This window comes from Mucilaginibacter achroorhodeus, from assembly GCF_007846095.1.
Lineage (GTDB): Bacteria > Bacteroidota > Bacteroidia > Sphingobacteriales > Sphingobacteriaceae > Mucilaginibacter > Mucilaginibacter achroorhodeus.
Genome location: NZ_VOEI01000004.1, coordinates 24,810 through 51,679, shown reverse-complemented (window position 1 = coordinate 51,679; position 26,870 = coordinate 24,810). Strand labels below are relative to the sequence as shown.

Here is a 26,870-nt window from a genome sequence, read left to right as displayed (position 1 = left end):
AACTATTACTGGCAACCTAAGTGCAGGTTATACCTGCTGATAAAACACCTGGTCAAACTGGTTCACTGCATCTTTACTTTCCAGATTTGAGTGTCCCATTAAAAACTCGTCTACTTTACGGGCAGCTTCGCGGCCTTCTGATATGGCCCATACTACCAGTGACTGTCCGCGGCGCATGTCGCCTGCTGCAAATACTTTACTTACATTGGTACGGTAAATACCTTCGCGGGCTTTAACGTTTTTGCGCTCATCAAGCTCAACGCCTAATTGCTCCAAAGCACCATCAAACTGCGGGTTAACAAATCCCATTGCCAGGAATACACGCTGACAAGGTATTTCTCTCTCGCTGCCTTCTACTTCGGCAAATTTTATCGGGCGGCCCATCACATCTATCTCCCAGCTTACATCGCTCACTTTAAGCGCTTTTAACTCGCCGTTCTCGTCGCCAATAAACTCTTTGGTATTAACACCCCAAAAACGCTCTGCGCCTTCCTCGTGCGAGCTGGTGGTCTTTAATACCATCGGATAGGTAGGCCATGGCATGTGTGCCGTACGCTCTTTTGGCGGCTGTACCATTACCTCAAATTGCTTTACAGAGCGTGCACCCTGGCGGTTTGATGTACCCACACAGTCGCTGCCCGTATCACCACCACCAATTACCACTACATCTTTATCAGTAGCAAAAATATCTTCGGCAGTAACGTCAATGCTGCTCACGCGTTTATTCTGTTGCTTCAGAAAATCCATCGCAAAATGGACACCTTTTAGTTCGCGGCCCGGGATAGGCAGGTTACGTGGGATAGTTGAACCACCGGCCAAAACCACTGCATCGTAATTGCGCGCTATCTCATCTGCAGCAATATCTTTACCCACTTCAACATTACATTTAAACTCAATGCCATCCTCTTCCATGATCTGGATACGACGGTCTATCACCCATTTCTCCAGTTTAAAATCAGGGATACCGTAGCGCAGCAAACCTCCCGGACGGTCATCACGTTCATAAACGGTAACAGTGTGGCCTGCCTTGCTCAATTGCGCAGCAGCAGCCAATCCCGCCGGACCAGAACCTACAACCGCAACAGTTTTGCCTGTTTTAATGAGTGGTGCAACCGGTTTTACCAGATTTTTTGAGTAAGCTATCTCTATGATATGTTTTTCAATTTCCTCGATAGCCACGGCAGGTTTGTTGATGCCTAATACACAGGCAGACTCGCACGGTGCAGGGCATATACGGCCGGTAAACTCAGGAAAGTTATTTGTTGATGATAATATCTGGTATGCTTCTTCCCAGCTCTTGCGGTAAACCGCATCATTAAACTCAGGTATAACATTGCCCAGCGGACAACCGCTGTGACAGAACGGTATACCACAATTCATGCATCGCGCCGATTGCTGGTTAAGTTTTTCATCAGAATACAAACCAACAAACTCATTATAATTTTTTACCCTTTCGGCAACAGGCGTTTTTTGCGGGAGTTCCCTGCCATATTCCTGAAATCCTGTAACTTTTCCCATTATATAATTTAGCTTACGGTTTGATACTCTAATTTTTCTAACACTTTTTTGTACTCTTTAGGGAATACTTTCACAAACTGCGATGATGCTTTATCCCAGTTCTTAAGGATGTCCTGCGCCACTTTACTACCTGTAAGGTTGATATGCTTTTTAAGTAGAGCTTTAATTTGCTCTTCATCTTTAACCGATAGCGGATCAAGGTCAACCATTTCGGTATTACAGTTGGCAGCAAATGTTCCGTTAGGATTGTAGACAAATGCTAAACCACCGCTCATACCAGCAGCAAAGTTGCGGCCTGTTTCGCCAAGGATAAGTGCACGGCCACCGGTCATGTACTCGCAACCATGGTCGCCAATACCTTCAACTACTGTTGTAGCACCAGAGTTACGCACCGCGAAACGCTCACCTGCCATACCACGGACATAAAGCTCACCGCTGGTAGCACCGTAAAGCGCTACGTTACCTATAATGATGTTCTCCTCAGGTGTAAACTTAGCTGTAGCATCCGGATAGATAGCTAATTGCGCACCAGAAAGGCCTTTACCTACATAGTCATTCGCTTCACCTTCCAGTTCAAAAGAAACACCTTTTGTATTGAATGCACCGAAGCTTTGACCTGCCGAGCCTTTGAATTTGAAATTTATAGTATTATCAGGTAATCCGACAGAGCCGTATACTTTTGAAATCTCGTTAGATAACAGCGTACCGATTGTACGATCAACGTTTTTCACATCGAAAGTGCCGAACACCGGCGTTTTATCTGCCAGGGCAGGTTTTGCATGCTCAAGCAGTTGCCAGTCGAGAATGGCATCCATGCCATGATCTTGTTTTTCGCTATTATAAAGTGTGCTGCCTTTAGCGGTATTAACAGGATGCAGGATAGCCGACAAGTTAACAGTTTTTGCTTTCCAGCTTTGAATGTTATCTCTAACTTTTAAGAACTGCACACGGCCCACCATTTCATTAATGGTACGGAAACCAAGTTCGGCCATTATCTCGCGTAACTCCTCAGCCATAAAGCGGAATAAGTTCACAACGTGATCAGGGCTACCGCTGAATAGTTTTCGCAGTTCAGGGTCTTGCGTGGCCACACCTACAGGGCAGGTATTTAAGTGACATTTACGCATCATGATACATCCACCGGCAACAAGGGCAGCTGTAGCTACGCCCCACTCCTCGGCACCCATGAGGGTTGCAATTGCAAGGTCTCGGCCGGTCTTTAACTGACCATCAGTCTGCAGTACCACACGGCTGCGCAGTTTGTTACGTACCAGTGTTTGGTGTGCTTCGGCTAAACCAAGTTCCCATGGTAAGCCTGCGTGTTTAATCGAGCTTATTGGCGATGCACCGGTACCACCATCGTAACCGGCAACTAAAATTACATCGGCGTGGGCTTTGGCCACCCCGGCTGCAATGGTACCTACGCCGGCTTTTGAAACCAGCTTAACGTTGATACGCGCCTCGCGGTTAGCGTTTTTCAAGTCGAAGATCAGCTGTGCTAAATCCTCGATAGAATAAATATCGTGGTGCGGCGGCGGAGAGATCAAACCTACACCCGGCGTAGAGTGGCGGGTTTTAGCGATCCATTCATCAACCTTATGGCCCGGCAGCTGGCCGCCTTCGCCCGGTTTTGCACCTTGCGCCATTTTTATCTGTAACTCATCCGCATTGGTTAAGTAATGCGAGGTAACACCAAAGCGTGCTGAAGCAATCTGCTTGATGGCAGAGCGCATTGAGTCGCCGTTTGGCAGTTTGTCGTAACGTATTTCGTCCTCGCCGCCCTCGCCGGTATTACTTTTACCACCTATACGGTTCATGGCAATAGCCATAGTGCTGTGTGCTTCGTGCGAGATAGAGCCGAATGACATGGCACCGGTAGCAAAACGCTTCATGATGCTTTCTGCCGGTTCAACCTCATCCAGGCTTATCGATTCGCGGTGGTGTGCAAAATCCAGCAAGCCGCGAATAGTGTAATGTTTTTCTGTTTGCTCATTAACGGCAGCCGCATAGTTTTTGTAAACCTGATAGCTGTTACTGCGGGTAGCGTGCTGCAGCAAGTGTACCGTTGTTGGGTTAAACAAGTGGGCCTCGCCGCGGCGCTTCCACTGATAAATACCACCCTCAGGCAATAAATGTGTTTCTGTTTTAGGCGCGTTAAAACCGGTCTTGTGTTTGCAGAGTGATTCTTTAGCGATCTCATCCAGCCCCAAACCTTCAATACGGGTAACAGCACCGGTAAAGTAACGGTCAACAACTTCTTTGTTGATACCCAATATTTCAAAAACCTGCGACCCATGGTATGACTGCAACGTAGAGATACCCATTTTTGAAAATATCTTTAACAAGCCATCATTAACCGATTTTACATAGTTTTTGTACAGCGATTTAAGGTCTAAGCTGGTATCTAATTTGCCCTCATTCTTTAAGGTCTCGATAGTGGAAAGCGCCAGGTATGGGTTAATGGCTGTAGCGCCAAATGCTAATAAGGTAGCAAAATGGTGTACTTCCCAAATGTCGCCGGTTTCGGCAACAATACCTACGGCGCCGCGGCGGCCTTTCTTTATCAAGTGGTGATGTACGGCAGAAACCGCAAGCAACATCGGTATTGGTGCGTGTTCAGAGTCGATAGCCCGGTCGCTTAGTATCAATACCTCAAAGCCATCATCAACTGCATCTTCGGCATAGCGGCAAAGTCTTGCTATACCTTTCTCCATTGAGCCGGGGTTACCATCGGCGTTGTAATAAGTTTGCAGCGTTTTAGCGTGGAACAAACCGGTATCTATCGAACGCAGCTTTTCTAACTGGTGATTCTTTAGTATCGGATGGTTAAGCACTACGCAATGGCAATGCATTTTATCCTCATCCAATAAATTACCGTTATTACCGATGAAGGTAGCTAAACTCATTACCAAACGCTCACGGATAGGGTCGATAGGCGGGTTAGTTACCTGCGCAAAAAACTGCTTAAAGTAGCTTGAAAGATGCTGCGGCTTATCAGACAATATGGCCAAAGGCACATCGGTACCCATTGATCCTATTGGCTCTTTACCATCTAAAGCCATTGGCTTAATGATGGTATCGATATCCTCTCTGCTGTAACCAAATACCTGCTGGTAACGATAAACAGAATCAGAGGTTAAGCTCGCGAATGATACGCGTGGCTCGGGCAGATCGCCTAAACGGATCTTATAATTATCTAACCAATTACCATAAGGTTGCTGGCTGGTTATTTCTTTTTTAATTTCTTCGTCAGTTATGATCTTACCTTGCTCGGTATCGATCAGTAACATTTTACCTGGTTGCAAACGGCCTTTGCGTACAACAGTGCTCTCGTCTAACTTAAGTGTACCGGCTTCAGATGCAGCAATTACGCGGTTATCGCTGGTGATCACAAAACGCAGCGGACGAAGACCATTACGGTCAAGCACGGCACCTACTTTTTTACCATCGGTAAAGCTAATGGCGGCAGGGCCATCCCATGGCTCCATTAAGGTTGCATGATATTCATAGAATGCCTTTTTAACCGGATCCATTTGCTCGTTACCATCCCATGCTTCGGGGATAAGCATCATCATTACGTGCGGTAATGATCGGCCGGTGTGCAGCAATACCTCAATGATATTATCTAAACATGCAGAGTCGCTTTGATTGTTGTCGATAACCGGCAGCAACATCTCCATTTCCTCGTTAGTGAAATAGGCTGATGCGAATGATTTTACGCCCGAGTAGAACCAGTTAAGGTTACCGGTAAGCGTATTAATCTCGCCGTTATGTGCAATTAAGCGGAACGGTTGCGCCAGTTTCCATGATGGGAATGTATTTGTTGAGAAACGTGAGTGGATCAAAGCTAAGCCTGATGTTACCCGCGCGTCTGCAAGATCTGTGAAATATTTACGCAACTGGTAAGTGGTTACCTGGCCTTTGTAAATGATGGTTTTGCAGGAGAACGATGTAAAATAGAAATGTTCGCCTGCGGCAGGAACCGTTTCTAAAACGGTTTTATTAATATAGCGACGCAGTACGTAAAGTTTGCGTTCAAAATCATCGGCATTAAAGATACCTCGAGGGCGGGCAACAAAGATCTGTTCGCAATCAGGCTCGGCCTGGCGTGCGGTTTCGCCAATCACGGAAGAATCAACATTAAGCTTACGGAAACCGAGCGTTTCAAATCCAAGCTTTTCCGTAGCAGCCGAAATAATTTTACGGCAAGCCTTTTTTAAAGAAGGCTCTTTTGGCAGGAACATCATACCTACACCATATTCGCCCGGCTCAGGTAAACTTATCTCCAGGTCAGAACATTCTTCCATCAAAAACTCATGCGGAAGCTGGATGAGAATACCGGCGCCGTCACCGCTTTCAGGGTCGCAGCCACAAGCACCGCGGTGTTCCATGTTCTCTAACATGGTTAATGCATCACTTACAATAGCGTGCGATTTATGTCCGTTTATATGGGTTATAAAACCTGTTCCACAAGAGTCGTGTTCAAATTCGGGCCTATACAAACCCTGCTGGTTGCATTCACTTTGATCCATACCTTTTACCTATCGTTTATAATCAGTGGTAATAACGAAATTACGAAAATTATCATTTTTTCATAATAATATCAATTATTTTTTAAAAATATCTAAAACAGCGCCTTTTTAATGAAAGAAATTTATAAAGTCGACAATTATAATATACTTTTGATAACAAAATCATAATTTTGGCCACTTAAATAATATGCACACATAGTAAATTTTATGCGTGTGCAGGAAGTGTTAAAAACAACGTTTATACCTTATATATGAGTGAGAAAAAAAAGGCTGTTTTTTTAGATAGAGATGGCGTGCTGAACAAAGAAATGGGCGATTATGTTTGCAAGTTTGAAGACTTCCATGTACTGGATAATTTCAGTGCTCTAAAGGAATTGCAAGACCGTGGATACATGCTTTTGGTAGCAACCAACCAGGGTGGCATTGCCAAAGGTTGGTACAGTGAGGATGAGCTGGCAAAAATGCATAATCACTTGAAACAGGTTTACCAGGAGCACGGCGTGGAACTGACAGACTTTTTCTATTGCCCCCACCACCCCAACTTTACCGGCGATTGCGACTGCCGCAAACCAAAACCAGGCTTGTTGTTGCAAGGCATAGCAAAATATAACATCGACCCTTCAAGATCATACTTTATAGGCGACCGCGAGCGCGATGTTGAAGCAGGTGAAGCCGCTGGTGTTAAAGGTATTTTGATTGATAGCGACCAGCCAATAAGTACGGTTTTGGGTATGATAGATTAGGCACATTTAAAACATTTTAGAGTGTCGATCCTTTTTAAGGCATCTAAACATTGATGACATTTACCGATAAATTAAAAAACTACGATACGCTGGTGTTTTCAGCGATAGCATTTTTTGCTATCTACCTGTTTTGCAGTTATAATGGTGTGGGCATTTCGCCCGATTCTATCATGTACACCAGTGCGGCGCGCAATTTTGTGGCCCATGGTAATTTGCATACGTTTAACCATGCCCCTATTGTAGACTTCCCGGTTTTTTACCCTACCTATTTAGGTATAGTCAGTTTCATAACCCGATTGGACCCAACCGTTTTTGGCTGGTGGCTGGATGCGCTGATGTACGCTGCGCTAATTTATTGTAGCGGGTATATCATGTCGCGGTTTGTGCCAACCTCACGCATTTATAAATGGCTGGTATTAGCAGCCATTATTTTAAATCCAGGATTGTTGCAGGTTTACACCTATTTATGGTCAGAGACGCTATTTATCTTAGAGGTGCTGTTATTCATGATCGTCTTTAAGCAATACCTGCTTAACCACGCCGGCAAATGGTTAATTTTTGCGGCGCTGATCGCAGCAATTGCGTGCATAACACGCTACGCCGCCATTACCATTGTTGGTACCGGCGGTTTAATACTCCTGCTTGATCGTACGTTGCCAATCCGCAAAAAGATAGGGCATATACTCATATTCGGGTTCATATCCATTTCATTACTCGTAGGCAATCTGTGGTTCAATGCCTTGCATACCGGCACTGTTACCGGTCCGCGCGAACCATCTATTACGCCTTTTATTAAAAACCTGTATTACTTTGGTACTGTATTTTGTGAGTGGTTGGGTTTTACTCCCAATATGTATTTCCTGGCTACCACGCTTGCTATCGTCATTTTAATAGGGTTTATTGCAGCACTGGCCTTTAATTTTTATCGCCGCAAGTTAAATAGTTACGAAAATCTTGCTATCACCTTTGCTTTGGTTTACGGCTCATTCATCGTGCTCTCGTCTACATTTTCACGGTACGAGCGTATCAACCCTCGCCTGTTATCGCCCATGTATATCCCCGCCTTGTGGGGCTACACCAGTTGGGGGCTTCTTTTTTTAAAAAGATTGAGAAATCCAAAATTGCGCACGGCTGTGGCAGTAGTTTTTATAGGGTTAATGCTGGGCTATATCACCAAGATATTTATGATAGACCATCTGCGTTACAAAGACCAGATAGCAGATGAATACGGCAACCCAGGTTATACGGATAATGACTGGAAAGAATCGAAATTTGCCCGGTACCTGAAGACGATGGATAAAAGCATCTTTAAGTCTAATGTAGTGATCTATTCAGATGCCCATGAAGCGGTTTACTTTTTCTCGGGGCTGTCATCATACCTGGTTCCGCATAAGTTTTTCCCCAAGGATGTAGAAAAATTCTTCAAGACAAAGCGTTTCTACCTCATCTGGTTTAAAAATCTCGAGCATTCGGAGATTATTAATCTAACGGATATTCAATCACGCATCAAGCTAAAAACGATAAAGGATTTTGGTGATGAGGGTGGGATTTATGAGTATGATGGTCAGAATCAGAATGTACAGAATTAGGGAATGAACAGAATATACATTATTCTTTAATCTGAGAGTCCAGTTCTTATTCTGAAAATTCTAAAATCCAGTAAATTCTGATCAGATTACATAAGCACTTATACATATTGCCATTTTTACAAAAATCAAAGCCTTTTTTTATATTTTCTTCAATAAAAATTAAATTACGTTTTGATTTGATAATGGAGTAACTATATTTGCAGCACTTACCACCCGGTAACTTAAATGGAAAAGTATAAACTACATCATCTACATCTGCACCATCACCACTTTGTGGTGAATAGATAATGTATGTTTCTACGCGAAATAACAACCTCCGTTTATATAGTTACTAAAATTCCAATTTGTGAAAACATTAAAAATAGCGATCCAGAAATCGGGTCGTCTCAACGAAAAATCCGTTGAATTACTGAAAAATTGCGGCCTTAATTTTGAAAATTACAAGAGCTCGCTGATCTCACCCGTATCAAATTTTCCTTTAGAAATACTTTTCCTGCGTGATGATGATATCCCTGAATACGTACAGGATGGCATTGCCGACCTGGGTATTGTTGGCGAAAATGTTATACAGGAAACAGAAGTTGAGGTGAGCTATCTGCAAAAGCTTGGCTTTGGCAAATGCTCATTAAAAATTGCTGTGCCTAACAACAACAGCATAAACACGCTTGAAGAATTAAATGGCAAAGCGGTTGCCACCACCTACCCGGTTATCCTTGGTAAATACCTGAAGGAAAAAGGTATCACCTCAGATATACGCACAATTTCAGGCTCGGTGGAGATCTCACCCGGCCTGGGCTTAAGCGATGCTATTTGCGATTTGGTATCAACCGGCGGCACATTAAAAAGCAACGGCTTAAAGCCCTTTGCTGATGTCATGAGCAGCGAAGCGGTTCTGATCGGTCGCAAAGGCAGCGAGAATGAAGACCTGGTACAGGAGCTGATACAGCGAGTACAATCGGTTCTGCGTGCTAAAGAAACCAAATATGTAGTACTCAATGTAGAACGTAAAAACCTGGACGCCGTTACAGCGTTACTCCCTGGGGTTAAAAGTCCATCGGTAGTGCCATTGGCCGAAGAAGACTGGGTTGCGGTGCACACGGTTATTCCCGAGCGCGATTTCTGGAGCCGCATAAGCCAGCTAAAGCAAGCCGGTGCGCAGGGCATCGTAGTAATGCCGATAGAGAAGATAATATTATAGTTCGCAGTTTTCAGTTTGCAGTTGGCGTTATGTTTGCTGCAAACTGCCAACCGCATACTGCAAACTCAATAATGAAAACATACAATTACAGCAATTTAAACAAGCAGGATATCCAAACCCTGGTTCAGCGCAATGTTGACCCGGCTAACGAGATCCGCACCCTGGTTGAGGATGTGATAGCGCACGTTAAGCAACATGGGGACCGTGCGTTGTTTGATTACGCACACCAATTTGATAAAGTTGAGCTGAGCAAGCTTTATTTGGACAAGGCTGAGCTGCAGGAAATTGCTTCTGCCGTAACGGCTGATCAAAAGGCAGCGTTGAAAGTGGCTTACGATAATATATATAAGTTTCACCAATCGCAGGTTAAAGCTGAGGATAAAGTAGAAACTATGCCCGGCGTAACCTGCTGGCGCGAATTAAGACCTATCGAAAAAGTTGGCTTATACATCCCCGGTGGTACGGCGGTATTGCCGTCAACTTTTCTGATGCTGGGCATCCCCGCGCAGATAGCCGGTTGTAAAAAGATTGTTGTATGTTCACCTCCGCAGAAAAATGGTAAAGTGAATGCCTTTATCGCCGAGGTTGCCTTGATGCTTGGTGTAGACAGGGTTTATCTTGCAGGCGGCGCACAGGCTGTTGCTGCCATGGCTTATGGCACTGAAACCATATCCAAGGTGGATAAAATATTTGGCCCCGGTAACCAATTTGTAACTAAGGCAAAAACCATTATCCAAAGCACAACTACCACTGCAATTGATATGCCCGCAGGGCCATCAGAAGTTTTGGTTATTGCTGATGGAACAGCGAAACCGGCCTTTGTTGCCGCCGATCTGCTGGCACAGGCAGAGCATGGGATCGATAGTCAGTCGGTATTGGTTTGTACCGATGAGAACATCGCGCAGCAAACTTTGATAGAAGTTGAAAAACAGTTACAGGTATTACCACGTGCAGAAATAGCCAAACAAGCACTGGATAATTCTTATATCGTTGTTACGGACACCTTAGCAGAGGCAATGGATTTCAGCAACCAGTATGCCCCGGAGCACTTGATATTAGCTACAGAGAGCTGGAAAGATATTACCGACAGCATCATCAACGCAGGCTCGGTATTCCTCGGAAATTTAACACCCGAGAGCGCAGGCGACTATGCATCGGGCACTAACCATACCTTGCCAACCAGCAGTTACGCAAGGGCTTATTCCGGCGTGTCGGTAGATTCTTTTGTGAAGAAGATCACCTTTCAGCATTTAACCGAGGAAGGCATAAAGAACATAGGCCCATCAGTAGAAATATTGGCAGACCTTGAGGGTTTGCACGCTCACAGGAATGCAGTGAGTGTGAGAGTTAGCCCCCCAACCCCCTAAAGGGGGAGTAAAATCCTAAGTATACAGTAATGAGCAACGAAATAGATCAACAACAACTTTATAGCGGCCCTGATGGCAACTCCCCCTTTAGGGGGTTAGGGGGGCTCCTCCGCCAAAACATAAAAAACCTTACCCCCTATTCATCCGCACGTGATGAATTCCAGGGAGAGGCAAGTGTTTTTCTGGATGCAAATGAAAACGCATACGGTTCGCCGCTGGTACAGGCTTATAACCGATACCCCGACCCTATGCAGTACCAGGTTAAAATGCGCCTGAGTCAGATAAAAGGTGTTCCGGCACGCAACATCTTCCTGGGTAACGGTAGCGATGAGGCTATTGATATCCTGTTCCGCAGCTTTTGTAACCCTGGCGTTGATAATGTGATCATTGTGCCACCTACATACGGCATGTACGAAGTATCGGCTAATATCAATGATGTAAAACTGAAACGCGTCCTGCTTACTGAAGAGTACCAATTAAACCTGGAAGGTATTGCTGAAGCAATTGATGCCAACACCAAACTGATATTTATCTGCTCGCCAAACAATCCTACAGGCAACTCTATCAACCGCGATGACATTGAGACCCTGCTGGCCAACTTCAACGGCATTGTAGTGGTTGATGAGGCTTATATCAATTACAGTCGCCAAAAAACCTTTATACAGGAACTTACCGAATACGCCAACTTAGTTGTGCTGCAAACGCTTTCAAAAGCATGGGGACTGGCAGGCTTACGAATGGGCATGGCCTTCGCCAGCGAAGAAATTATTGAGGTAATGAACAAGGTGAAACCACCTTACAATATCAACGAGGCATCACAAACACTGGCGCTGCAAGCTTTAGCGAATATTGAACAGGTAAATACCTGGATAAAGGAAACCCTGCAGCAGCGCGATAACCTGGTGCTAACGCTAAAAGACATGGCCTTTGTGCTGGATATCTATCCGTCTGATGCCAACTTTATCCTCGTAAAAACAACTGATGCCAACAGCATTTATAATTTCCTGGTTGAGCGTGGCATCATCGTACGCAACCGCTCAAAAGTAGAGCTTTGCGAGGGATGCCTGCGCATTACCATCGGCACCCCACAGGAAAACGATAAATTGATTGAAACCCTACAGCAATATAACGCATGAGTAAGCTGCAAAAAGTACTTTTTATTGACCGCGATGGTACGCTGATAAACGAAACGGTTGACGAGCAAATAGATTCGTTTGAGAAACTTACCTTTTACCCGGGTTCACTGCAATATCTGCCACGCATAGCTGCCCAACTTGATTTTGAACTGGTGATGGTAACCAATCAGGACGGTTTAGGTACTGCCTCATTTCCAGAGGATACTTTCTGGCCGGTGCATAACTTCATCATAAAAACATTTAATAACGAGGGTGTACACTTTAGCGAGCAAGCTATAGACCGCACTTTTGCCAGAGACAACGCGCCAACCCGCAAACCGGCTACAGGCTTGCTGACCAGGTACCTTGATGAGACCAAATACGATCTGGCTAACTCTTATACCATAGGCGACCGCAAGAACGACATCCTGCTTGCCCGTAACCTGGGGGCAAAAGCAATCTGGATAAACAATAAAAGCGGCTTGGGCAATGCAGAATTTGCCGCTGATGAATCATTAAATGATGTGATCGCTTTAGAAACCACTGACTGGAAAGAGATCTGCGAATTTCTAAAACTGGGCCAACGCGTAGTAGAACACCGCCGCACCACTAAAGAGACAGATATCTATATCAAACTTAATGTTGATGGCAAAGGCGATGCAAAGGTTTCAACCGGTTTGCATTTCTTTGATCACATGCTTGATCAGATAGCCCGCCATGGGGGTTTAGACCTTACCGTTGAGGCAAAAGGCGACCTGCATATAGATGAACATCACACCATAGAAGATACAGGCATTGCCCTTGGCGAGATATTTGCCACAGCTTTAGGCAATAAGATGGGAATTGAACGTTACGGTTTTTGCCTGCCGATGGATGATTGCCTAGCTCAGGCCACAATCGATTTCGGTGGCCGCAACTGGATTGTGTGGGACGCCGAGTTTAAGCGCGAAAAAGTAGGCGACGTACCCACAGAGATGTTCTACCACTTTTTTAAATCGTTTAGCGATGCATCCAAATGCAACCTTAATATAAAAGCGGAAGGACATAACGAGCATCATAAAATAGAGGCTATATTTAAAGCCTTCGCCAAAGCCATAAAAATGGCTGTAAAGCGCGACGCAGAAAAGATGGTTTTACCTTCAACAAAGGGGTTGTTATAATAGAATCAAGATGCAAGAACCAAGAGGCAAGACAAAGAGCGCTCTTGATTCCTGACTCTTGACTCCTGATTCTCTAAAAAATGATAGGAATTATTCGCTACGGCGCAGGCAACATATTCTCCTTAACAGCTGCTTTAGACAGGCTGGGTATTGCCTATGGCATGGTGCATACCGAGGCTGACCTGGAAGGGTTTGACCGCTATATCATACCCGGCGTTGGCCATGCGGGTGCGGCTATGCAAAAATTGCAGGGAACCGGATTGATACCGGCTATTAAGGCATTAAAAAAACCTACTTTGGGTATATGCGTGGGCATGCAATTAATGACCGCCTACAGCGAAGAAGGTGATGCCGACCTGGTGAACATCTTTCCGATCAAGACATTAAAATTTGCCTCTGATGCTGATTTTAAAGTACCACATACCGGTTGGAACCAGGTATTTGCTGAAAAAGATAATCCGCTTTTTCGTGATATTCCAAACGGTTCGCACTTTTATTACGTACATTCATACTTTATTGAGTACAATCCATTATATACTTTGGCCTCAACAAATTACATCAATAATTTTTCGGCATCAATTTGGCATAACAACTTTTATGGCGTCCAATTTCATCCCGAAAAATCTGGCACCTATGGTGAAACACTATTAAAAAACTTTTCAAACATTTGAAATCATGTATATAATTCCGGCTATCGATATTCTGAATAAAAAAGTAGTCCGCCTGCGAGAAGGTGATTACTCACAAGTAACAGAATACGATGTTACCTTAGAAGAGATGATTGAGCGTTACCAGAGCAACGGCACCAATCTCATCCATATAATAGACCTAAATGGTGCTAAAAACGACTTCAGCAACCAGCAATACCTGTTTGATGTGATCAAAAAAACTGATATGCAGGTACAGTATGGCGGTGGTATCCGCAGTATTGATAAGGTAAAAGAACTGATAGACGCCGGGGTATCACGCGTTATTGTAGGCACACAAGCCATCACTAATCCGACTTTTCTGGAAGATCTTAGCAAAGAGATCTGCGGCAAAGATAAATGCAGCGACCAGGTAATTGTAGCTATTGATGTCTTAGACGAGGTGATCAAATATTCCGGCTGGATGGAAAGCTCGCCCATTAAACTAATGGATTATGTGGATAAATGCCTTCGTTTAGGTTTCTTCCGTTTCCTTTGTACCGATATTGGTAAAGATGGTAAACTGGGCGGTGCCGGCATCGAGCTGTATAGCAAACTATTAGATCATTCGCCCTTTATTAAACTGATCGCATCTGGTGGTGTAAGTTCAATGAAAGATATCGAAGAGCTAAGTAAGATCAAGGTTGAGTCATGCGTTGTTGGTAAGGCTATCTACGAAGATCATATAAGCATCGAAGAGATCAAAAACTGGAATCTGGACGCGCTGATATCGATTTAACCACAACAATTTAAAAACATCATGTCATTGCGAGGAGCGACAGCGACGTGGCAATCTCGTCGCTACAATAGGCCAAGCAGTTGAGAAGATTGCCGCGCTACCGCTTGCAATGATATAGAATACGACCCATGCTTTCTAAACGCATTATCCCCTGTCTCGATGTTAAGGACGGTCGCACCGTAAAAGGTGTGAACTTTGTTGACCTGCGCGATGCCGGCGACCCGGTTGAATTAGCCTGGAACTATTCGCAGCAAGGTGCCGATGAATTGGTTTTTCTGGACATCACGGCTACCGTAGAGCGCCGCAAAACCATGGTGGAGCTGGTAAAAGCAGTTGCCAGGCAAATCAACATTCCGTTCACTATTGGCGGCGGTATCAACGAGATAGCCGATGCAGATGCGTTGCTAAATGCCGGAGCAGATAAAATTTCCATCAACTCAGCCGCCGTGCGTAACCCGGCATTGATCGATGAGTTGGCTAAGGCCTTTGGCGTTCAGTTTGTGATAGTGGCAGTAGATACGCGGGTGCTTGATGGTAAAAATATCGTACACCTAAACGGCGGCAGATTACCTACTGAAAAGGAAACGTTAGACTGGATACTGGAAGCAGAAAGCCGTGGCGCTGGAGAAATCTTGTTGACCTCTATGGACCATGACGGCACCAAAGGCGGCTTTGATAATGGTCTACTTAAACATGTGAATGATGCAGTGAATATCCCGGTTATCGCTTCGGGGGGCGCGGGATCCGTTGAGCATTTTGTGGATGTATTTCATAAAACCAATGTAGATGCTGCCCTCGCAGCCTCAGTATTTCACTACGGCGAAATACTGATACCAGACCTGAAAACGATACTGAAAGAAAATAATATTGAGGTAAGGCTGTGACGCCCCACCCAAACCCTCCCCGAAAGGGAGGGCTTTTGAATAACAAATAAATAATAAAAGTCTCACCTTTCGGGGGAGATTTAGAGGGGGCTTATGAACATCGACTTTAACAAAACCGACGGCCTGGTGCCGGTAATTATACAGGACGAGCAAACGCTTGAAGTGCTCATGCTGGGCTACATGAACCAGGAAGCGTATGATAAAACTGTACAGGAGAATGTGGTTACCTTCTTCTCTCGCAGCAAACAGCGCCTGTGGACCAAAGGCGAAACCAGCCAGAACTTTCTGCATGTTAAAAGCATGCACATTGATTGCGATAACGATACCCTGCTGATAAAAGTTAAAGCCGATGGCCCTACCTGCCACACAGGTTCGCGCAGTTGTTTCCAAACGGAGTATAACCAAAACTTTATTAATGAGTTAGAGAACATCATTGCCGACCGTTACGAAAACCCGGTAGAAGGCTCGTACGTGAACAAGCTCCGCAACAAAGGCCTAAAAAAGATTACCCAAAAAGTAGGCGAAGAAGGCGTTGAGGTGGTAATAGCTGCCCTGCACGAAACTGAGGTGGAACTGATAGATGAATCAAGCGATCTTGTTTTCCACCTGTTGGTATTGCTGCGCGAAAAAGGCTTAAGTTTGCAGCAAATAGCTAAAAATTTAGAGGAAAGACATAAGTAGCAGTCTTGAGTTGGCAGTTAATAGTTAGCAGTGCAGAAGCTCCCTGCAAACCGCAAACTGCATACCGCAAACTGATATGCTGCAAACTGAGAACTGGTCACTGCAAACTGACAAAAATGCACGTAATAAAAACAGCAGACCTAACCGGCCACAGTAACCCAATATTCAGCCTGGAGCTTTCTCAGAAGCCGGGCATCTTGTTTACAGGCGGCAACGATAAAGGACTGGTGGAATGGAACCTGGCAGATAATTCATTTATCAAAGTGATGTTCCCGGTGCCTACGTCGATATACGCTATCCATTGCCCGGCAGGCTATCCGCTGATGTTTGCCGGTCTGCGCAGCGGCGAGGTACTGGTGTTTAACTTCATCGAGCAAAAGATCACCCACCGTTTACGCAAACACGTTAAGCCAATATTTGATATTAAATCATCGCTGAAGAAAGATGAGTTGCTTGTTGCATCAGAAGATGGCACTGTTACCGTTTGGAGTCTAAAATCACTGGAGCTTTTGCATGCCGTAAACGTATCACGCGATACGGTCCGTTATATCGCTATCGATCCAGCCGAAGAGCGTGTGACCTTTGGCTGCCGCGATAACCGAATCAGGATTTTTGACCTGAACGATTATAGCTTTATTACAAATTTAGAGAGTCATACTATGGCCGTATTCTCATTACAATACTCGCCGGATGGGCAATATCTTATGTCTGGCGCGCGGGATGCACAGTTAAAGATCTGGGATGCAAAAACCTACTCGCTGGTGAAAAACATCCCGGCACATATGTTTGCCATCAACCACATCCTCTTCCACCCTACACGGCCGTATTTTGCTACGGCGAGCATGGACAAAAGCATCAAGATTTGGGGTGCTGACGATTTTAAATTGTATAAGATCATCAGCCGCGAGAAAGGTTATCCTGCCCATGTACTATCCATTAATAAACTGGCATGGGACGGTGACCATCTGCTATCCGTAAGCGACGATAAAACCGTCATGATTTGGGACATCACTTTTTAGAAATAGCGCCTTATCGTACGCAGTTTATGCGTATATCTTTTTAGTTCTTCAGAATAGATACCCTGAGAGTCTATTTTTTCAATTTTTACCCTGCCAGAGGCGTGGATGATCTCTCCCCCACCCAGAATAATACCCACGTGGGTGATACGTCCTTCGGCATTATCAAAGAACGTGAGGTCGCCAAAGCGTGAGGTAAGTAATGATTCCACTTCCCTGCCCTCTAAAGCTTGCTGCCATGCATCACGTTTCAATTGCAGGCCTTTTAACCTGAATACAGCCTGTGTAAATCCGGAGCAGTCTATTCCCCAATGCGTACGGCCGCCCCATAAATAAGGCGAGTTTAAGAAAGACATGGCGATGTTGCGCAAATTATCTGTCTCGCCTATCTCTCCAATTATTTCATACCGCTTGTTACCAATATAACTGGTGGTACCTTCTAAAAAAACAAGCGAACTACCGGCTGGCAAATATATAACAGTGTTGTCAATGATCTTCCAGGCCTGCGTTACAGCACGGTAGGTTAGCGGTGGGGGTGATTGCTGCAACCTTTTATAGGCTAAATGCCCTAAACTGGTTACATGCAGCCTATCAATCCAACCGCTGTATTGGTCAATAGCAGTTGTTATTTGCACCCATTTCTCTTTCCATTCCACAATCTCGAAAGCCTCACCAAAAAGTATTTGGGAAACCATTTCACTTCGGTCACTGGGCTCGGCACGTAGAGGGATTACAGCAAGGTTACAGATTCCGTATTCCATATTCAATTAGTAGCAATACTATGGTAAAATAGAAAAAAAAGTTGTAGCAACAAAAAAGGGAAACGCTTAAATGCATTCCCCTTTGCTATATCGTTTTAAAAATGATTAACCGTTTGCGTGCAGCCAGTCTTTCTTTGCGTGCAGTTCTTCCTCAGTTTCACGTACATCCTCATCGTCTACACAGCAATCAACCGGGCAAACTGCAGCGCACTGTGGTTCATCATGAAAACCAACACACTCGGTACACTTATCAGGTACAATGTAATAAATATCATCAGACAAAGCAGCTTGAGCTTCTTCAGCATTCAACGTGTTACCATCGCCAAAATCAATTACACCCTTTAGTGATGTACCATCGCTGAAGCGCCATGCAGCACCAGCGTCGTATATTGCATTATTTGGGCACTCGGGTTCACAAGCTCCGCAGTTAATACATTCGTCGGTGATTATAATCGCCATATATTTAAAAATTCTTAAGTACTTAGTTTAACTTTGCCCCAATTTTGGGCTTGCAAATATAACAAAAAAAGCGTTTAAGGGTTTAGCTCCTTACAATATATATGTCAAATTTTAATATAGCCGACACCGTAAATACATTTTCTGAACTCGGCAAGCTTTTGGTCGCACCGGATGCTGAACTGAACCAGATCATAGAAACCGAACGTAATTACAACGCATGGTTCACTCCGGAAAGTGTGCGTAGTGCAGTAACAGCTGTAGGCGAAATGCTAAATCCCGCAGATCTTGAAGAATGGCTTGGTCGATATCCTAATGCTGCACGCGGTAACAAAAAAGTGGGGCTTGTGTTAGCCGGCAATATACCTATGGTTGGTTTCCATGATGTATTGTGCGTTTTGGTTACCGGTAATTACGCACTGATAAAGGCATCATCACAAGATGCACGCTTGATAAGATATGTATTAAATAAGTTAATAGAGATCGATCCGGCCTATGCAGGGCAGTTTAGTTTTGTAGAGCGGCTGGAAGGTTTTGATGCCATTATTGCTACCGGCAGCAACAATACCTCGCGGTATTTTGAATATTATTTTGGCAAGGTGCCCAACATTATCCGCAAGAACCGAAATAGCATTGCTTTGCTAACCGGCACCGAGAGCACCGAAGAGTTGAGCGCATTAGGCCATGATATTTTCGATTATTTTGGTTTAGGTTGCCGCAATGTTTCTAAACTGCTGGTACCTGAAGGTTACAACTTTAACAAGTTTTTTGAATTGATAGAACATTTTGCGCCCATCATTCATCATCATAAATACAATAATAATTACGACTACAATAAATCCGTCTACCTGGTAAACCGTGATGAGCACCTGGATAATGGCTTCCTAATGGTGAAACGCGACGAAAAGCTGACATCCCCCCTATCGGTTGTTTTTTATGAAACCTATACAAGTCTGCAAGAAGCAGAAGACATACTATTACAACAAAGTGATAGCCTGCAATGCATTGTTACCGATGCGAAGCTAAGCGTACCCAACCAGGTGGTTACTTTTGGTGAAAGCCAACGCCCCAAACTATGGGATTATGCAGATGGTGTTGATACAATGGATTTCTTGTCTAATCTTTAAATTTGCAATACCTTTGGATTGTTAGGCAAAAGGCGAAAGCCAAAAGATGAAAGGTGCTTTAACCCTACCTTTTACCTTTATCCTTTTACCCTTAACCTTTAAATAATGTATATCATAAAAGTAAAAGGCGTTGCCAAAATACCAGACTACGTGCAGCTAAGGGACGATAAGTTTACCTTATTGGCTTACTTTAGGGTAGACAGGCCGGAGAAATCATTAGACAAAATTGGCCTTAGCGAGCATTATGATTACATCATGAACGTTGTTAAAGAACTGCCATTCGGTAAAATATTAAAATTAGATCTGTAAAATATCATGATCGGAAATTCCATTATAAAACTTAATAACATAGATATATTTCAGCAAAAGCACCTGGTGCTTAGCAATGTTAACCTGCATATTGATAAAGGCGACTTTGTTTGGCTTATTGGGCAAACGGGTTCTGGTAAAAGCAGTTTGCTAAAGGTTATCTATGGCGACCTAAGCGTTGCAACTGGTACCGGCCATGCGTGTGGTTACGAATTGAGCAAGCTGGCCACTAAAGACATTCCTTTCCTGCGTCGCAAGTTGGGCATCGTTTTTCAGGATTTTCAATTATTAACAGATCGCTCGGTTGAGCAAAACCTGCAATTTGTGATGCGTGCAACCGGCTGGACTGAAAAAGCGCAGATCGCTGAACGTATTTTAGATGTGTTAGAGAAAGTTGGTCTTCGCTCTAAACTAAAAAAGATGCCGCATGAGCTATCAGGTGGCGAACAGCAAAGGGTAGTTATTGCAAGAGCTTTGTTAAACAACCCCGAGATCATATTGGCCGATGAACCTACGGGTAACCTTGACCCTGATACTTCAGAGGAAATTGTGTTATTGCTTAAACAAATTAGCCAAAGCGGTACTGCTGTTGTTGTTGCCACACATGATTATCACATCATCCGCACATTCCCGTCGCGTATTATTAAATGCGAAAATGGTAAAGTGTTAGAGGATGTGCAGATAGCTTAGTTCAGTTATTAGAGATTAGTGATCAGAGATTAGTCTAATCAAATCATTGATTCCTGAAGAATACCTGTCACTGTCATGTAAGCAGATTAATAACTGATAACAAGTCACAACTCCTTACAAATCGCTGTCACAGTGTCTGTTTTTGCCCTATGGCAGGATACTTGATTGGCACTACTTGCTATGAATTTTAACGATATGTTGAAGAAAAAAAATAAAGAAAATTCAGAAACGCCTGACAATAATGCTGAAATAACGGCAGAAAACGGACAAGAGCAATCAACCGACGCGGAGGCAACACCTGCCGCTGAAGAAAAGTTGAAAGAAGAGCTTAGTCAGGCTAATGATAAATATTTAAGATTATATGCCGAGTTTGACAACTTTAGGCGCCGCACCATTAAAGAGCGTGAAGATGCCCGTAAAACAGAAGGCAAAGATGTTATTGTTGCACTACTGCCGGTATTAGACGATTTTGAACGTGCACTGCGCGCTATGGACAAAGCAACCGAAGTAGCATCTGTGAAAGAGGGTGTTGAGTTGATCCAGAACAAACTAAAAGGCATACTCACTCAAAAAGGCTTAAAAGAGATGAGATCAATAGGCCAGCCTTTTGATGCCGATATACACGAAGCTGTTACCAGCGTACCTGTACCTGACGATCAAAAAGGACAGGTGATTGATGAAATGGAAAAAGGCTACGAGCTCAACGATAAAGTTATTCGCTTCGCTAAAGTTATTGTTGGAGCGTAAGTACAAGTGTTGATTTAATGAATGACTGAATTAGTGATTCATTTCCTATTTAAATTTAACAGATTAACAGAGTTGATAATGATTGGGATTACTCAATAATTCATTAATTCAAAAACTCACTAATTAAAATGGCTAAAAGAGATTATTACGATGTGCTTGGTGTGAGCCGGGGTGCAGATGCCGACGAGATTAAAAAGGCATATCGTAAGATGGCTATTAAATATCACCCTGATAAAAACGAGGGAGATAAGGACGCTGAAGAGAAATTTAAAGAGGCTGCCGAAGCTTACGAAGTTTTAAGTAACCCTGAGAAACGCCAGCGTTACAACCAATTTGGCCATGCGGCTAATGCCGGTTCTGCCAGCGGTGGTGGTTACGGCGGCGGCAGTATGAATATGGATGACATATTCAGCCAGTTTGGTGATATTTTCGGTGGTGGCAGCCCGTTTGATGGTTTCTTTGGCGGCGGTGGCCGGCAAGGTGGCGGCAGGCGTGTTGCACGCGGCAGCAACCTGCGCATTAAAGTGCGTTTAACGCTTGAGGAAATTGCCAATGGTACGGAAAAGAAAATAAAAGTAAACAAACAAATACTTTGTAAAACCTGCGACGGTACCGGCGCTAAGGATAAATCATCTTTCCAAACCTGTAAAACCTGTGGCGGGCAAGGTTCGGTACGCCGTGTAACCAATACCATCCTGGGCCAGATGCAAACTACCAGCACCTGCCCTACCTGTAATGGCGAAGGCTCTACCATTACTTCAAAATGTAATGTTTGCCATGGCGACGGCGTTGTGCGTGGCGAAGAAACGATTACTATCAATGTTCCTGCAGGTGTTAGCGAAGGTATGCAGTTGAGCATGAGCGGCAAAGGTAACGCAGCTCCTCGCGGCGGCGTTCCGGGCGATTTGATCATCCTGATAGAGGAAGTTCCGCATGAGACTTTAAAACGCGACGGCAACAACGTGATCTATGATCTGCATATCAGTTTCGTAGATGCAGCATTGGGTACCAGCATTGAGGTGCCTACCATTGATGGTAAAGCCAAAATAAAAATAGACCCGGGGACACAGGGCGGCAAGATATTGCGCCTTAAAGGTAAAGGCGTACCCGAAGTAAATTCATACCATCGCGGCGACCAATTGATCCACATAAACATCTGGACACCAAAAGCCTTGAGTCGTGAAGAACGTGAGGCTTTAGAGAAACTGCAAAGCTCACCAAACTTTAAACCTAACCCGGGCAAAAACGAGAAAAGTTTCTTTGAACGGATGAAGGAATATTTTGAGTAAGAGGTAAATTTTTAGATAAAAAGCCCGATGTTAATTAACATCGGGCTTTTATTTACCTCACAAAAAAAGCCGCTGTACATACAGCGGCTTTCTGTTTTTAAATATCGTGTTATTGATTAAAATACAAATCGGAAACCTAAACCGAACCTTGCAGCGGTGAAATCTGAATTGTCACCAACGTAGAAAGCCGGGCGCCAGTCAAAAGACAGGTCAAGCGGTGCACCGCGTAATTTGTAATCTAAACCAGCCATAGGGCGAATGTAGAAATCAGTGTTACCATGGCCAAATCCTAATTGGGGACCAATACCTAAATACCAGTCTAAGCCACCTGAGTTACGTATCCTGCCTTGATATTGATAGTAGGCAGCAAGGTAGGTTCTGTCGCCACCAAAGGTAAGCTCCGCTTGCCCATAATCGTTACGGGTAAACGCGTGCCTCAAGGCAGGACCAACTAAAGTTGCACCGTCACCAAAATCAACGGTTAAACCAGCTGAAGTTGAACCGCGCTGTGCATACGCGCTGTTACCAAAATAAAGGAAAGCTACTGCAAATAATAAGAATAGTTTTTTCATAAAGTAATAGATTGATTAAAAAATATAGATAGAATTTAAAGTATACAAATTAACTTACATTATTTAATACATAGCATTTGGCGCAAATATGTACATTATTGATAAAAAATATTGCATCTAATTGAAAAATATTTCGCTATAACCAATATTAAATACCAATTACTCTTACTCCAAAATCAACTATTTAAACAAAACAGGTGTAACAATGTTTCCGCGAGTTTGTCTAAATTTCCCAAAAACCCACACTCATGTTAAGCATACGCAACATTGTTAAAGAATACGCGGGCCACCGCGCGCTGAACGATGTAAGCCTTGAAATTGAAAGCGGAAAGATATTTGGTTTACTTGGCCCTAACGGCGCTGGCAAAACGTCACTCATCCGTATTATCAATCAAATAACCGCTCCAGATTCCGGAGAGGTGTATTTTAACGGCGAACGTCTTAATCAATCTCACATCGAACATATTGGGTACCTGCCCGAAGAACGTGGCCTTTACAAGAAAATGGAGATAGGTGAACAAATGATCTATCTCGCACGTCTTAAGGGGCTTACCCGCACGGAAGCAACTGCTATGTTAAAATTCTGGTTTGAGAAACTGGGTATGGAAACCTGGTGGAAGAAAAAGATTGAAGAACTATCTAAAGGTATGCAGCAGAAGGCCCAATTTGTTGCTACGGTATTGCACAAGCCCGATCTGATAATCCTTGACGAACCTTTCAGCGGTTTTGACCCTGTGAATGCCGATCTGATAAAGAATGAAATTTTGGAATTGAATAAGCAAGGGGCTACCATCCTATTCTCCACCCACCGCATGGAGTCTGTTGAGGAACTGTGCGATTCAATTGCACTCATTAATAAATCGCATAAGATATTGGATGGGCGGGTTAAGCATATCCGCAATTCTTATAAGAACGAAACTTATCTGCTTGAGTATACCGGAAGCAAACTCACCTTTGATGGGGCTCAGCCTTTCAGCATCGTATCTGAAACAGAAGGAGAGGATGACAGCCATATCATAAAAATGAAGCTGAATGGCAGCACCGCCAATGATGTGTTGCAATACCTGTTGCCCAAAACCCGCATTAACATGCTGCAGGAGGTGATACCTACCATGAACGAAATTTTTATCGAAAAAGTAAACTTAACCGCCTGATCCATGAAAAAAGTATTACTTATTATACAACGCGAATATATTACCCGCGTGCGCAAACGTGCGTTTTTAGTGATGATGTTTGCGGTTCCGTTGCTTATTGCCGGCATGACAAAATTGATAGCCTACGTATCAAAAGACAGCGACCAGCTAAGCAAGCCACAAAAAGTTAAGGTGATCGATGAAAGCCAGTTATTCTCAGGTAAACTTAAAAATGCTAAAAATATCATCTTTATCCCCACTGATGAACCAGTAGAAAAGGCAAAGAAGGGTTTGGATAAAGATGAAGATCTTTCTATCCTGGTTATCTCAAAAGATTATGCACACACACCGGTGCAATTCCTTTCAAAAAAGAAACCATCCCTTGTACTTACCGGCGAGGTGGAAAACCAGATGAATGAAATAGCATCTACCAATACCATGCTGGCTAACCATATTGATACAGCACTGCTTAACCAGGCAAAGAAAAACAAGGTGAACGTGAATGCTCTTGAAGTTACTGATGCGGGCACCAAAGACGCCGATGTAGGCACCAGCATGGGCGTAGGTGTGGCTTGTGCCATACTCATATATATGTCGTTGTTTATTTACGGTGCACAAGTCATGCGTGGCGTTATCGAGGAAAAAACAAGCCGTATCATAGAAGTGATCATTTCTTCGGTAAAACCTTTTCAGCTGATGCTGGGCAAAATTATCGGCGTTGGCCTGGTGGGTTTAACGCAGTTTAGCGCATGGATCATTTTATCTATCATCGCGACAAAAATCGGTGGGCAGCATGCAACCGGTGGTATGGCGCAGTTCCTGGTAACCTTGCAGAACCTGCCATTCGGATATATCTTATTTTGCTTTTTGTTTTATTTCATAACCGGCTACCTGCTTTACAGTGCATTATTTGCGGCTGTAGGCTCAGCGGTAGACAGCGAGACAGAAACGCAGCAATTTATGTTTCCTATCACCATGCCCCTATTATTTACTTATTTATTATCTGTAACCGTGTTGTTTAGGGCGCCGGACAGCCCGCTGGCAGTATGGTTATCTATGATACCTTTTACTGCGCCAATTGCCATGATGATACGCGTGCCATTTGGAGGCGTGCCTGATTGGCAGTTGTTCTTATCAATGGGTATGATGGTGATCGGGTTCCTGTTCACTACCTACGTGGCGGCGCGCATTTACCGCGTTGGTGTATTGATGTACGGCAAAAAAGCCAGCTTTAAAGAATTAGCCAAATGGTTCTTTTATAAAGAGTAACTCCTTTACCACATCATAATAACATCCCTGTTGAGATCATTCTCGCGGGGATTTTTTATTTTAGCGGCCGATGAGCAATCAAAAACGCGTAGCGGTGATGGACCTCGGTACCAACACATTCCATTTATTGATAGGTGAAAAATTGGGCGATAGTTTTCTCGAGGTTGCAAGGGAAACCGTCGCTGTTAAGCTTGGCGAGGGTGGCATAAATAGGGGCATCATTATTCCGGCGGCGTTTGAGCGTGGTTTGATAGCCATGCAAAACTTTAAAAGGCTGATAGATGATACCGGCGTTGTTGAACTAAAAGCCATTGCTACTTCTGCCCTTCGCAATGCCACCAACGGACAGGATTTTATTGCTACAGTAAGGCAGCAAACCGGTATTGTAATAGATGTGATAACCGGCGAGCAGGAAGCAACTTACATTTATCAGGGAATAGATGCAAGCGGCGTATTGACAGAAGATAATGCATTGATAGTTGATATCGGTGGGGGCAGCGTCGAATTCATCATTGCCAATTGCGATGAGGTTTTGTGGAAGCAGAGTTTTGAAATAGGTGCAGCCAGGCTAATGGATAGATTTCATAAAACCGACCCGATACCTGTGACAGCTATTAAAGAACTTACTACTTTTTTAAATGGTAAGCTTGGCGATCTGTTTGTTGCAGCTGCCAAATATAAACCTTCTATTTTGGTGGGTTCATCCGGCGCTTTTGAAAGCTTTGCGGAAGTAGTTGAGCTTAAGAAAGAACGAAGCTTTGATATAAAGCAGGTTAAAACCTACGAGTTTGATATTGATGAATTATTAGGCTTGATAGAGTTACTTATCAAATCAAACCACAAGCTTCGCGCAAGCATGAAAGGCATCATTCCTGTTCGGGTGGATATGATAGTAACAGCCAGCCTGCTCACCATTTACATCATGCAAAAGATAGGCATCGCGGACGTGAAGATGTCTACGTGGTCGCTTAAAGAGGGTGCCATGGTTAATCTGTTGTCACACTCCTAACAACCCAACCACGCAGGTAGAAAAACCAGCGATAAGTAATAGCAGCCCGGCTAATGCCCAGGCCCATCTTTTTACAACGATAGCCATTACAAAGCAGATGAAGCCGTGGATACCAGCAGCTACCATAGCGGCGAATTCCCACTCTCCACGTTTTAATGCTACTGCCAATATCAAACAATAGCCGGCAAAAACTGCAAAGTTGATACCGACCAACTTCATGTTATTATTGTCAGGCCCGCCATTTTTCGGTTGCGGAAATGGGATTTGCTCTTGTTCCATA

25 protein-coding genes are annotated in these 26,870 nt (G+C 44.0%); 19 read left to right on the top strand and 6 right to left on the bottom strand.

The genetic code is table 11. From position 1 onward, the window contains the following. Nucleotides 1-27: 27 nt before the first annotated feature. The gene (locus FPZ42_RS11975) at nucleotides 28-1,518 is read right to left on the bottom strand and encodes a glutamate synthase subunit beta (RefSeq protein ID WP_146271697.1); all 1,491 of its coding nucleotides are present in this window, start codon (nucleotides 1,516-1,518) and stop codon (nucleotides 28-30) included. Between the two features lie 8 nt (nucleotides 1,519-1,526). Further along, nucleotides 1,527-6,050, bottom strand: a complete 4,524-nt coding sequence (gltB, locus tag FPZ42_RS11970) for a glutamate synthase large subunit (protein WP_146271695.1) — start codon at nucleotides 6,048-6,050, stop codon at nucleotides 1,527-1,529. A gap of 251 nt (nucleotides 6,051-6,301) precedes the next feature. On the opposite strand from gltB, the gene FPZ42_RS11965 reads away from it, so the two are divergent. From FPZ42_RS11965 to FPZ42_RS11915, 11 genes are all read left to right on the top strand, one after another. Then, a complete protein-coding gene (locus tag FPZ42_RS11965) occupies nucleotides 6,302-6,793 on the top strand; it encodes a D-glycero-alpha-D-manno-heptose-1,7-bisphosphate 7-phosphatase (protein ID WP_146271693.1) in 492 nt (163 codons plus the stop codon). Between the two features lie 53 nt (nucleotides 6,794-6,846). After that, nucleotides 6,847-8,382: a hypothetical protein gene (locus FPZ42_RS11960; RefSeq protein WP_146271691.1), complete on the top strand. Its 1,536-nt coding sequence runs from the start codon at nucleotides 6,847-6,849 to the stop codon at nucleotides 8,380-8,382. 346 nt (nucleotides 8,383-8,728) lie between these two features. Further along, on the top strand, nucleotides 8,729-9,580 hold the full coding sequence (hisG, locus tag FPZ42_RS11955; RefSeq protein ID WP_146271689.1) for an ATP phosphoribosyltransferase: 852 nt from the start codon (nucleotides 8,729-8,731) through the stop codon (nucleotides 9,578-9,580). 71 nt (nucleotides 9,581-9,651) lie between these two features. Beyond that, nucleotides 9,652-10,947 (top strand): histidinol dehydrogenase, encoded by a 1,296-nt coding sequence (gene hisD, locus FPZ42_RS11950; protein ID WP_186458754.1) that lies wholly within the window; start codon nucleotides 9,652-9,654, stop codon nucleotides 10,945-10,947. A 29-nt stretch (nucleotides 10,948-10,976) separates the two neighbouring features. Further along, entirely contained in the window at nucleotides 10,977-12,083 is a 1,107-nt protein-coding gene (gene hisC, locus FPZ42_RS11945) for a histidinol-phosphate transaminase (protein ID WP_146271687.1), read from the top strand. After that, a complete protein-coding gene (gene hisB, locus FPZ42_RS11940; RefSeq protein ID WP_222431574.1) occupies nucleotides 12,080-13,222 on the top strand; it encodes a bifunctional histidinol-phosphatase/imidazoleglycerol-phosphate dehydratase HisB in 1,143 nt (380 codons plus the stop codon). The genes hisC and hisB overlap by 4 nt, the downstream gene beginning before the upstream one ends. Before the next feature lie 80 nt (nucleotides 13,223-13,302). Further along, on the top strand, nucleotides 13,303-13,893 hold the full coding sequence (hisH, locus tag FPZ42_RS11935) for an imidazole glycerol phosphate synthase subunit HisH (protein ID WP_146271685.1): 591 nt from the start codon (nucleotides 13,303-13,305) through the stop codon (nucleotides 13,891-13,893). Nucleotides 13,894-13,897: 4 nt separating this feature from the next. After that, nucleotides 13,898-14,647, top strand: coding sequence for a 1-(5-phosphoribosyl)-5-[(5-phosphoribosylamino)methylideneamino]imidazole-4-carboxamide isomerase (locus tag FPZ42_RS11930; protein ID WP_146271683.1), 750 nt, complete (start codon nucleotides 13,898-13,900; stop codon nucleotides 14,645-14,647). A gap of 128 nt (nucleotides 14,648-14,775) precedes the next feature. After that, nucleotides 14,776-15,531, top strand: a complete 756-nt coding sequence (gene hisF / locus FPZ42_RS11925) for an imidazole glycerol phosphate synthase subunit HisF (RefSeq protein ID WP_146271681.1) — start codon at nucleotides 14,776-14,778, stop codon at nucleotides 15,529-15,531. Nucleotides 15,532-15,624: 93 nt separating this feature from the next. Next, nucleotides 15,625-16,212: a bifunctional phosphoribosyl-AMP cyclohydrolase/phosphoribosyl-ATP diphosphatase HisIE gene (hisIE, locus tag FPZ42_RS11920; protein WP_146271679.1), complete on the top strand. Its 588-nt coding sequence runs from the start codon at nucleotides 15,625-15,627 to the stop codon at nucleotides 16,210-16,212. Between the two features lie 116 nt (nucleotides 16,213-16,328). After that, the gene (locus FPZ42_RS11915) at nucleotides 16,329-17,231 is read left to right on the top strand and encodes a WD40 repeat domain-containing protein (protein ID WP_146271677.1); all 903 of its coding nucleotides are present in this window, start codon (nucleotides 16,329-16,331) and stop codon (nucleotides 17,229-17,231) included. Here FPZ42_RS11915 and FPZ42_RS11910 read toward each other — a convergent pair. After that, nucleotides 17,228-17,989, bottom strand: a complete 762-nt coding sequence (locus FPZ42_RS11910) for a C40 family peptidase (RefSeq protein WP_146271675.1) — start codon at nucleotides 17,987-17,989, stop codon at nucleotides 17,228-17,230. The two genes, FPZ42_RS11915 and FPZ42_RS11910, sit on opposite strands and share 4 nt — an antisense overlap. Before the next feature lie 105 nt (nucleotides 17,990-18,094). After that, a complete protein-coding gene (locus tag FPZ42_RS11905) occupies nucleotides 18,095-18,448 on the bottom strand; it encodes a 4Fe-4S dicluster domain-containing protein (RefSeq protein ID WP_146271673.1) in 354 nt (117 codons plus the stop codon). 101 nt (nucleotides 18,449-18,549) lie between these two features. Here FPZ42_RS11905 and FPZ42_RS11900 point away from each other — a divergent pair, with 101 nt between their 5' ends. The 5 genes from FPZ42_RS11900 (at nucleotide 18,550) to dnaJ (ending at nucleotide 22,607) form a co-directional block, all read left to right on the top strand. Continuing rightward, nucleotides 18,550-19,572 (top strand): acyl-CoA reductase, encoded by a 1,023-nt coding sequence (locus tag FPZ42_RS11900; protein ID WP_146271671.1) that lies wholly within the window; start codon nucleotides 18,550-18,552, stop codon nucleotides 19,570-19,572. Between the two features lie 105 nt (nucleotides 19,573-19,677). Continuing rightward, on the top strand, nucleotides 19,678-19,881 hold the full coding sequence (locus FPZ42_RS11895; RefSeq protein WP_146271669.1) for a fructose-6-phosphate aldolase: 204 nt from the start codon (nucleotides 19,678-19,680) through the stop codon (nucleotides 19,879-19,881). Between the two features lie 6 nt (nucleotides 19,882-19,887). Beyond that, nucleotides 19,888-20,571 (top strand): cell division ATP-binding protein FtsE, encoded by a 684-nt coding sequence (locus FPZ42_RS11890; RefSeq protein WP_146271667.1) that lies wholly within the window; start codon nucleotides 19,888-19,890, stop codon nucleotides 20,569-20,571. 180 nt (nucleotides 20,572-20,751) lie between these two features. Beyond that, on the top strand, nucleotides 20,752-21,318 hold the full coding sequence (grpE, locus tag FPZ42_RS11885) for a nucleotide exchange factor GrpE (protein WP_261382280.1): 567 nt from the start codon (nucleotides 20,752-20,754) through the stop codon (nucleotides 21,316-21,318). A 128-nt stretch (nucleotides 21,319-21,446) separates the two neighbouring features. Further along, on the top strand, nucleotides 21,447-22,607 hold the full coding sequence (dnaJ, locus tag FPZ42_RS11880) for a molecular chaperone DnaJ (RefSeq protein WP_146271663.1): 1,161 nt from the start codon (nucleotides 21,447-21,449) through the stop codon (nucleotides 22,605-22,607). Between the two features lie 116 nt (nucleotides 22,608-22,723). On the opposite strand, the gene FPZ42_RS11875 is transcribed toward dnaJ, so the two are convergent. Then, the gene (locus FPZ42_RS11875; RefSeq protein ID WP_146271662.1) at nucleotides 22,724-23,179 is read right to left on the bottom strand and encodes a hypothetical protein; all 456 of its coding nucleotides are present in this window, start codon (nucleotides 23,177-23,179) and stop codon (nucleotides 22,724-22,726) included. Nucleotides 23,180-23,427: 248 nt separating this feature from the next. Here FPZ42_RS11875 and FPZ42_RS11870 point away from each other — a divergent pair, with 248 nt between their 5' ends. From FPZ42_RS11870 to FPZ42_RS11860, 3 genes are all read left to right on the top strand, one after another. Continuing rightward, nucleotides 23,428-24,333 carry an ABC transporter ATP-binding protein gene (locus FPZ42_RS11870; protein ID WP_146271660.1) on the top strand — a complete coding sequence of 302 codons (906 nt, stop codon included), beginning with the start codon at nucleotides 23,428-23,430 and terminating at the stop codon, nucleotides 24,331-24,333. A 3-nt stretch (nucleotides 24,334-24,336) separates the two neighbouring features. Next, nucleotides 24,337-25,581, top strand: a complete 1,245-nt coding sequence (locus tag FPZ42_RS11865; RefSeq protein WP_146271658.1) for an ABC transporter permease — start codon at nucleotides 24,337-24,339, stop codon at nucleotides 25,579-25,581. A 70-nt stretch (nucleotides 25,582-25,651) separates the two neighbouring features. Then, the gene (locus tag FPZ42_RS11860; RefSeq protein WP_146271656.1) at nucleotides 25,652-26,590 is read left to right on the top strand and encodes a Ppx/GppA phosphatase family protein; all 939 of its coding nucleotides are present in this window, start codon (nucleotides 25,652-25,654) and stop codon (nucleotides 26,588-26,590) included. Here the strand turns inward: FPZ42_RS11860 and FPZ42_RS11855 are convergent. Then, on the bottom strand, nucleotides 26,579-26,869 hold the full coding sequence (locus tag FPZ42_RS11855; protein ID WP_146271654.1) for a hypothetical protein: 291 nt from the start codon (nucleotides 26,867-26,869) through the stop codon (nucleotides 26,579-26,581). The genes FPZ42_RS11860 and FPZ42_RS11855 overlap by 12 nt on opposite strands. Nucleotide 26,870 lies beyond the last annotated feature (1 nt).

Coding starts and splice junctions, on each gene's coding strand:
- FPZ42_RS11855 (WP_146271654.1), bottom strand. CDS start 26,869: ATGGAACAAGAGCAAATCCCATTTCCGCAACCGAAAAATGGCGGGCCT.
- FPZ42_RS11905 (WP_146271673.1), bottom strand. CDS start 18,448: ATGGCGATTATAATCACCGACGAATGTATTAACTGCGGAGCTTGTGAA.
- hisF (WP_146271681.1), top strand. CDS start 14,776: ATGCTTTCTAAACGCATTATCCCCTGTCTCGATGTTAAGGACGGTCGC.
- FPZ42_RS11960 (WP_146271691.1), top strand. CDS start 6,847: ATGACATTTACCGATAAATTAAAAAACTACGATACGCTGGTGTTTTCA.
- FPZ42_RS11975 (WP_146271697.1), bottom strand. CDS start 1,518: ATGGGAAAAGTTACAGGATTTCAGGAATATGGCAGGGAACTCCCGCAA.
- FPZ42_RS11930 (WP_146271683.1), top strand. CDS start 13,898: ATGTATATAATTCCGGCTATCGATATTCTGAATAAAAAAGTAGTCCGC.
- FPZ42_RS11900 (WP_146271671.1), top strand. CDS start 18,550: ATGTCAAATTTTAATATAGCCGACACCGTAAATACATTTTCTGAACTC.
- hisH (WP_146271685.1), top strand. CDS start 13,303: ATGATAGGAATTATTCGCTACGGCGCAGGCAACATATTCTCCTTAACA.
- grpE (WP_261382280.1), top strand. CDS start 20,752: ATGAATTTTAACGATATGTTGAAGAAAAAAAATAAAGAAAATTCAGAA.
- hisC (WP_146271687.1), top strand. CDS start 10,977: ATGAGCAACGAAATAGATCAACAACAACTTTATAGCGGCCCTGATGGC.
- hisIE (WP_146271679.1), top strand. CDS start 15,625: ATGAACATCGACTTTAACAAAACCGACGGCCTGGTGCCGGTAATTATA.
- hisB (WP_222431574.1), top strand. CDS start 12,080: ATGAGTAAGCTGCAAAAAGTACTTTTTATTGACCGCGATGGTACGCTG.
- FPZ42_RS11965 (WP_146271693.1), top strand. CDS start 6,302: ATGAGTGAGAAAAAAAAGGCTGTTTTTTTAGATAGAGATGGCGTGCTG.
- FPZ42_RS11870 (WP_146271660.1), top strand. CDS start 23,428: ATGTTAAGCATACGCAACATTGTTAAAGAATACGCGGGCCACCGCGCG.
- FPZ42_RS11895 (WP_146271669.1), top strand. CDS start 19,678: ATGTATATCATAAAAGTAAAAGGCGTTGCCAAAATACCAGACTACGTG.
- gltB (WP_146271695.1), bottom strand. CDS start 6,050: ATGGATCAAAGTGAATGCAACCAGCAGGGTTTGTATAGGCCCGAATTT.
- FPZ42_RS11890 (WP_146271667.1), top strand. CDS start 19,888: ATGATCGGAAATTCCATTATAAAACTTAATAACATAGATATATTTCAG.
- hisD (WP_186458754.1), top strand. CDS start 9,652: ATGAAAACATACAATTACAGCAATTTAAACAAGCAGGATATCCAAACC.
- FPZ42_RS11860 (WP_146271656.1), top strand. CDS start 25,652: ATGAGCAATCAAAAACGCGTAGCGGTGATGGACCTCGGTACCAACACA.
- FPZ42_RS11875 (WP_146271662.1), bottom strand. CDS start 23,179: ATGAAAAAACTATTCTTATTATTTGCAGTAGCTTTCCTTTATTTTGGT.
- FPZ42_RS11910 (WP_146271675.1), bottom strand. CDS start 17,989: ATGGAATACGGAATCTGTAACCTTGCTGTAATCCCTCTACGTGCCGAG.
- FPZ42_RS11865 (WP_146271658.1), top strand. CDS start 24,337: ATGAAAAAAGTATTACTTATTATACAACGCGAATATATTACCCGCGTG.
- dnaJ (WP_146271663.1), top strand. CDS start 21,447: ATGGCTAAAAGAGATTATTACGATGTGCTTGGTGTGAGCCGGGGTGCA.
- FPZ42_RS11915 (WP_146271677.1), top strand. CDS start 16,329: ATGCACGTAATAAAAACAGCAGACCTAACCGGCCACAGTAACCCAATA.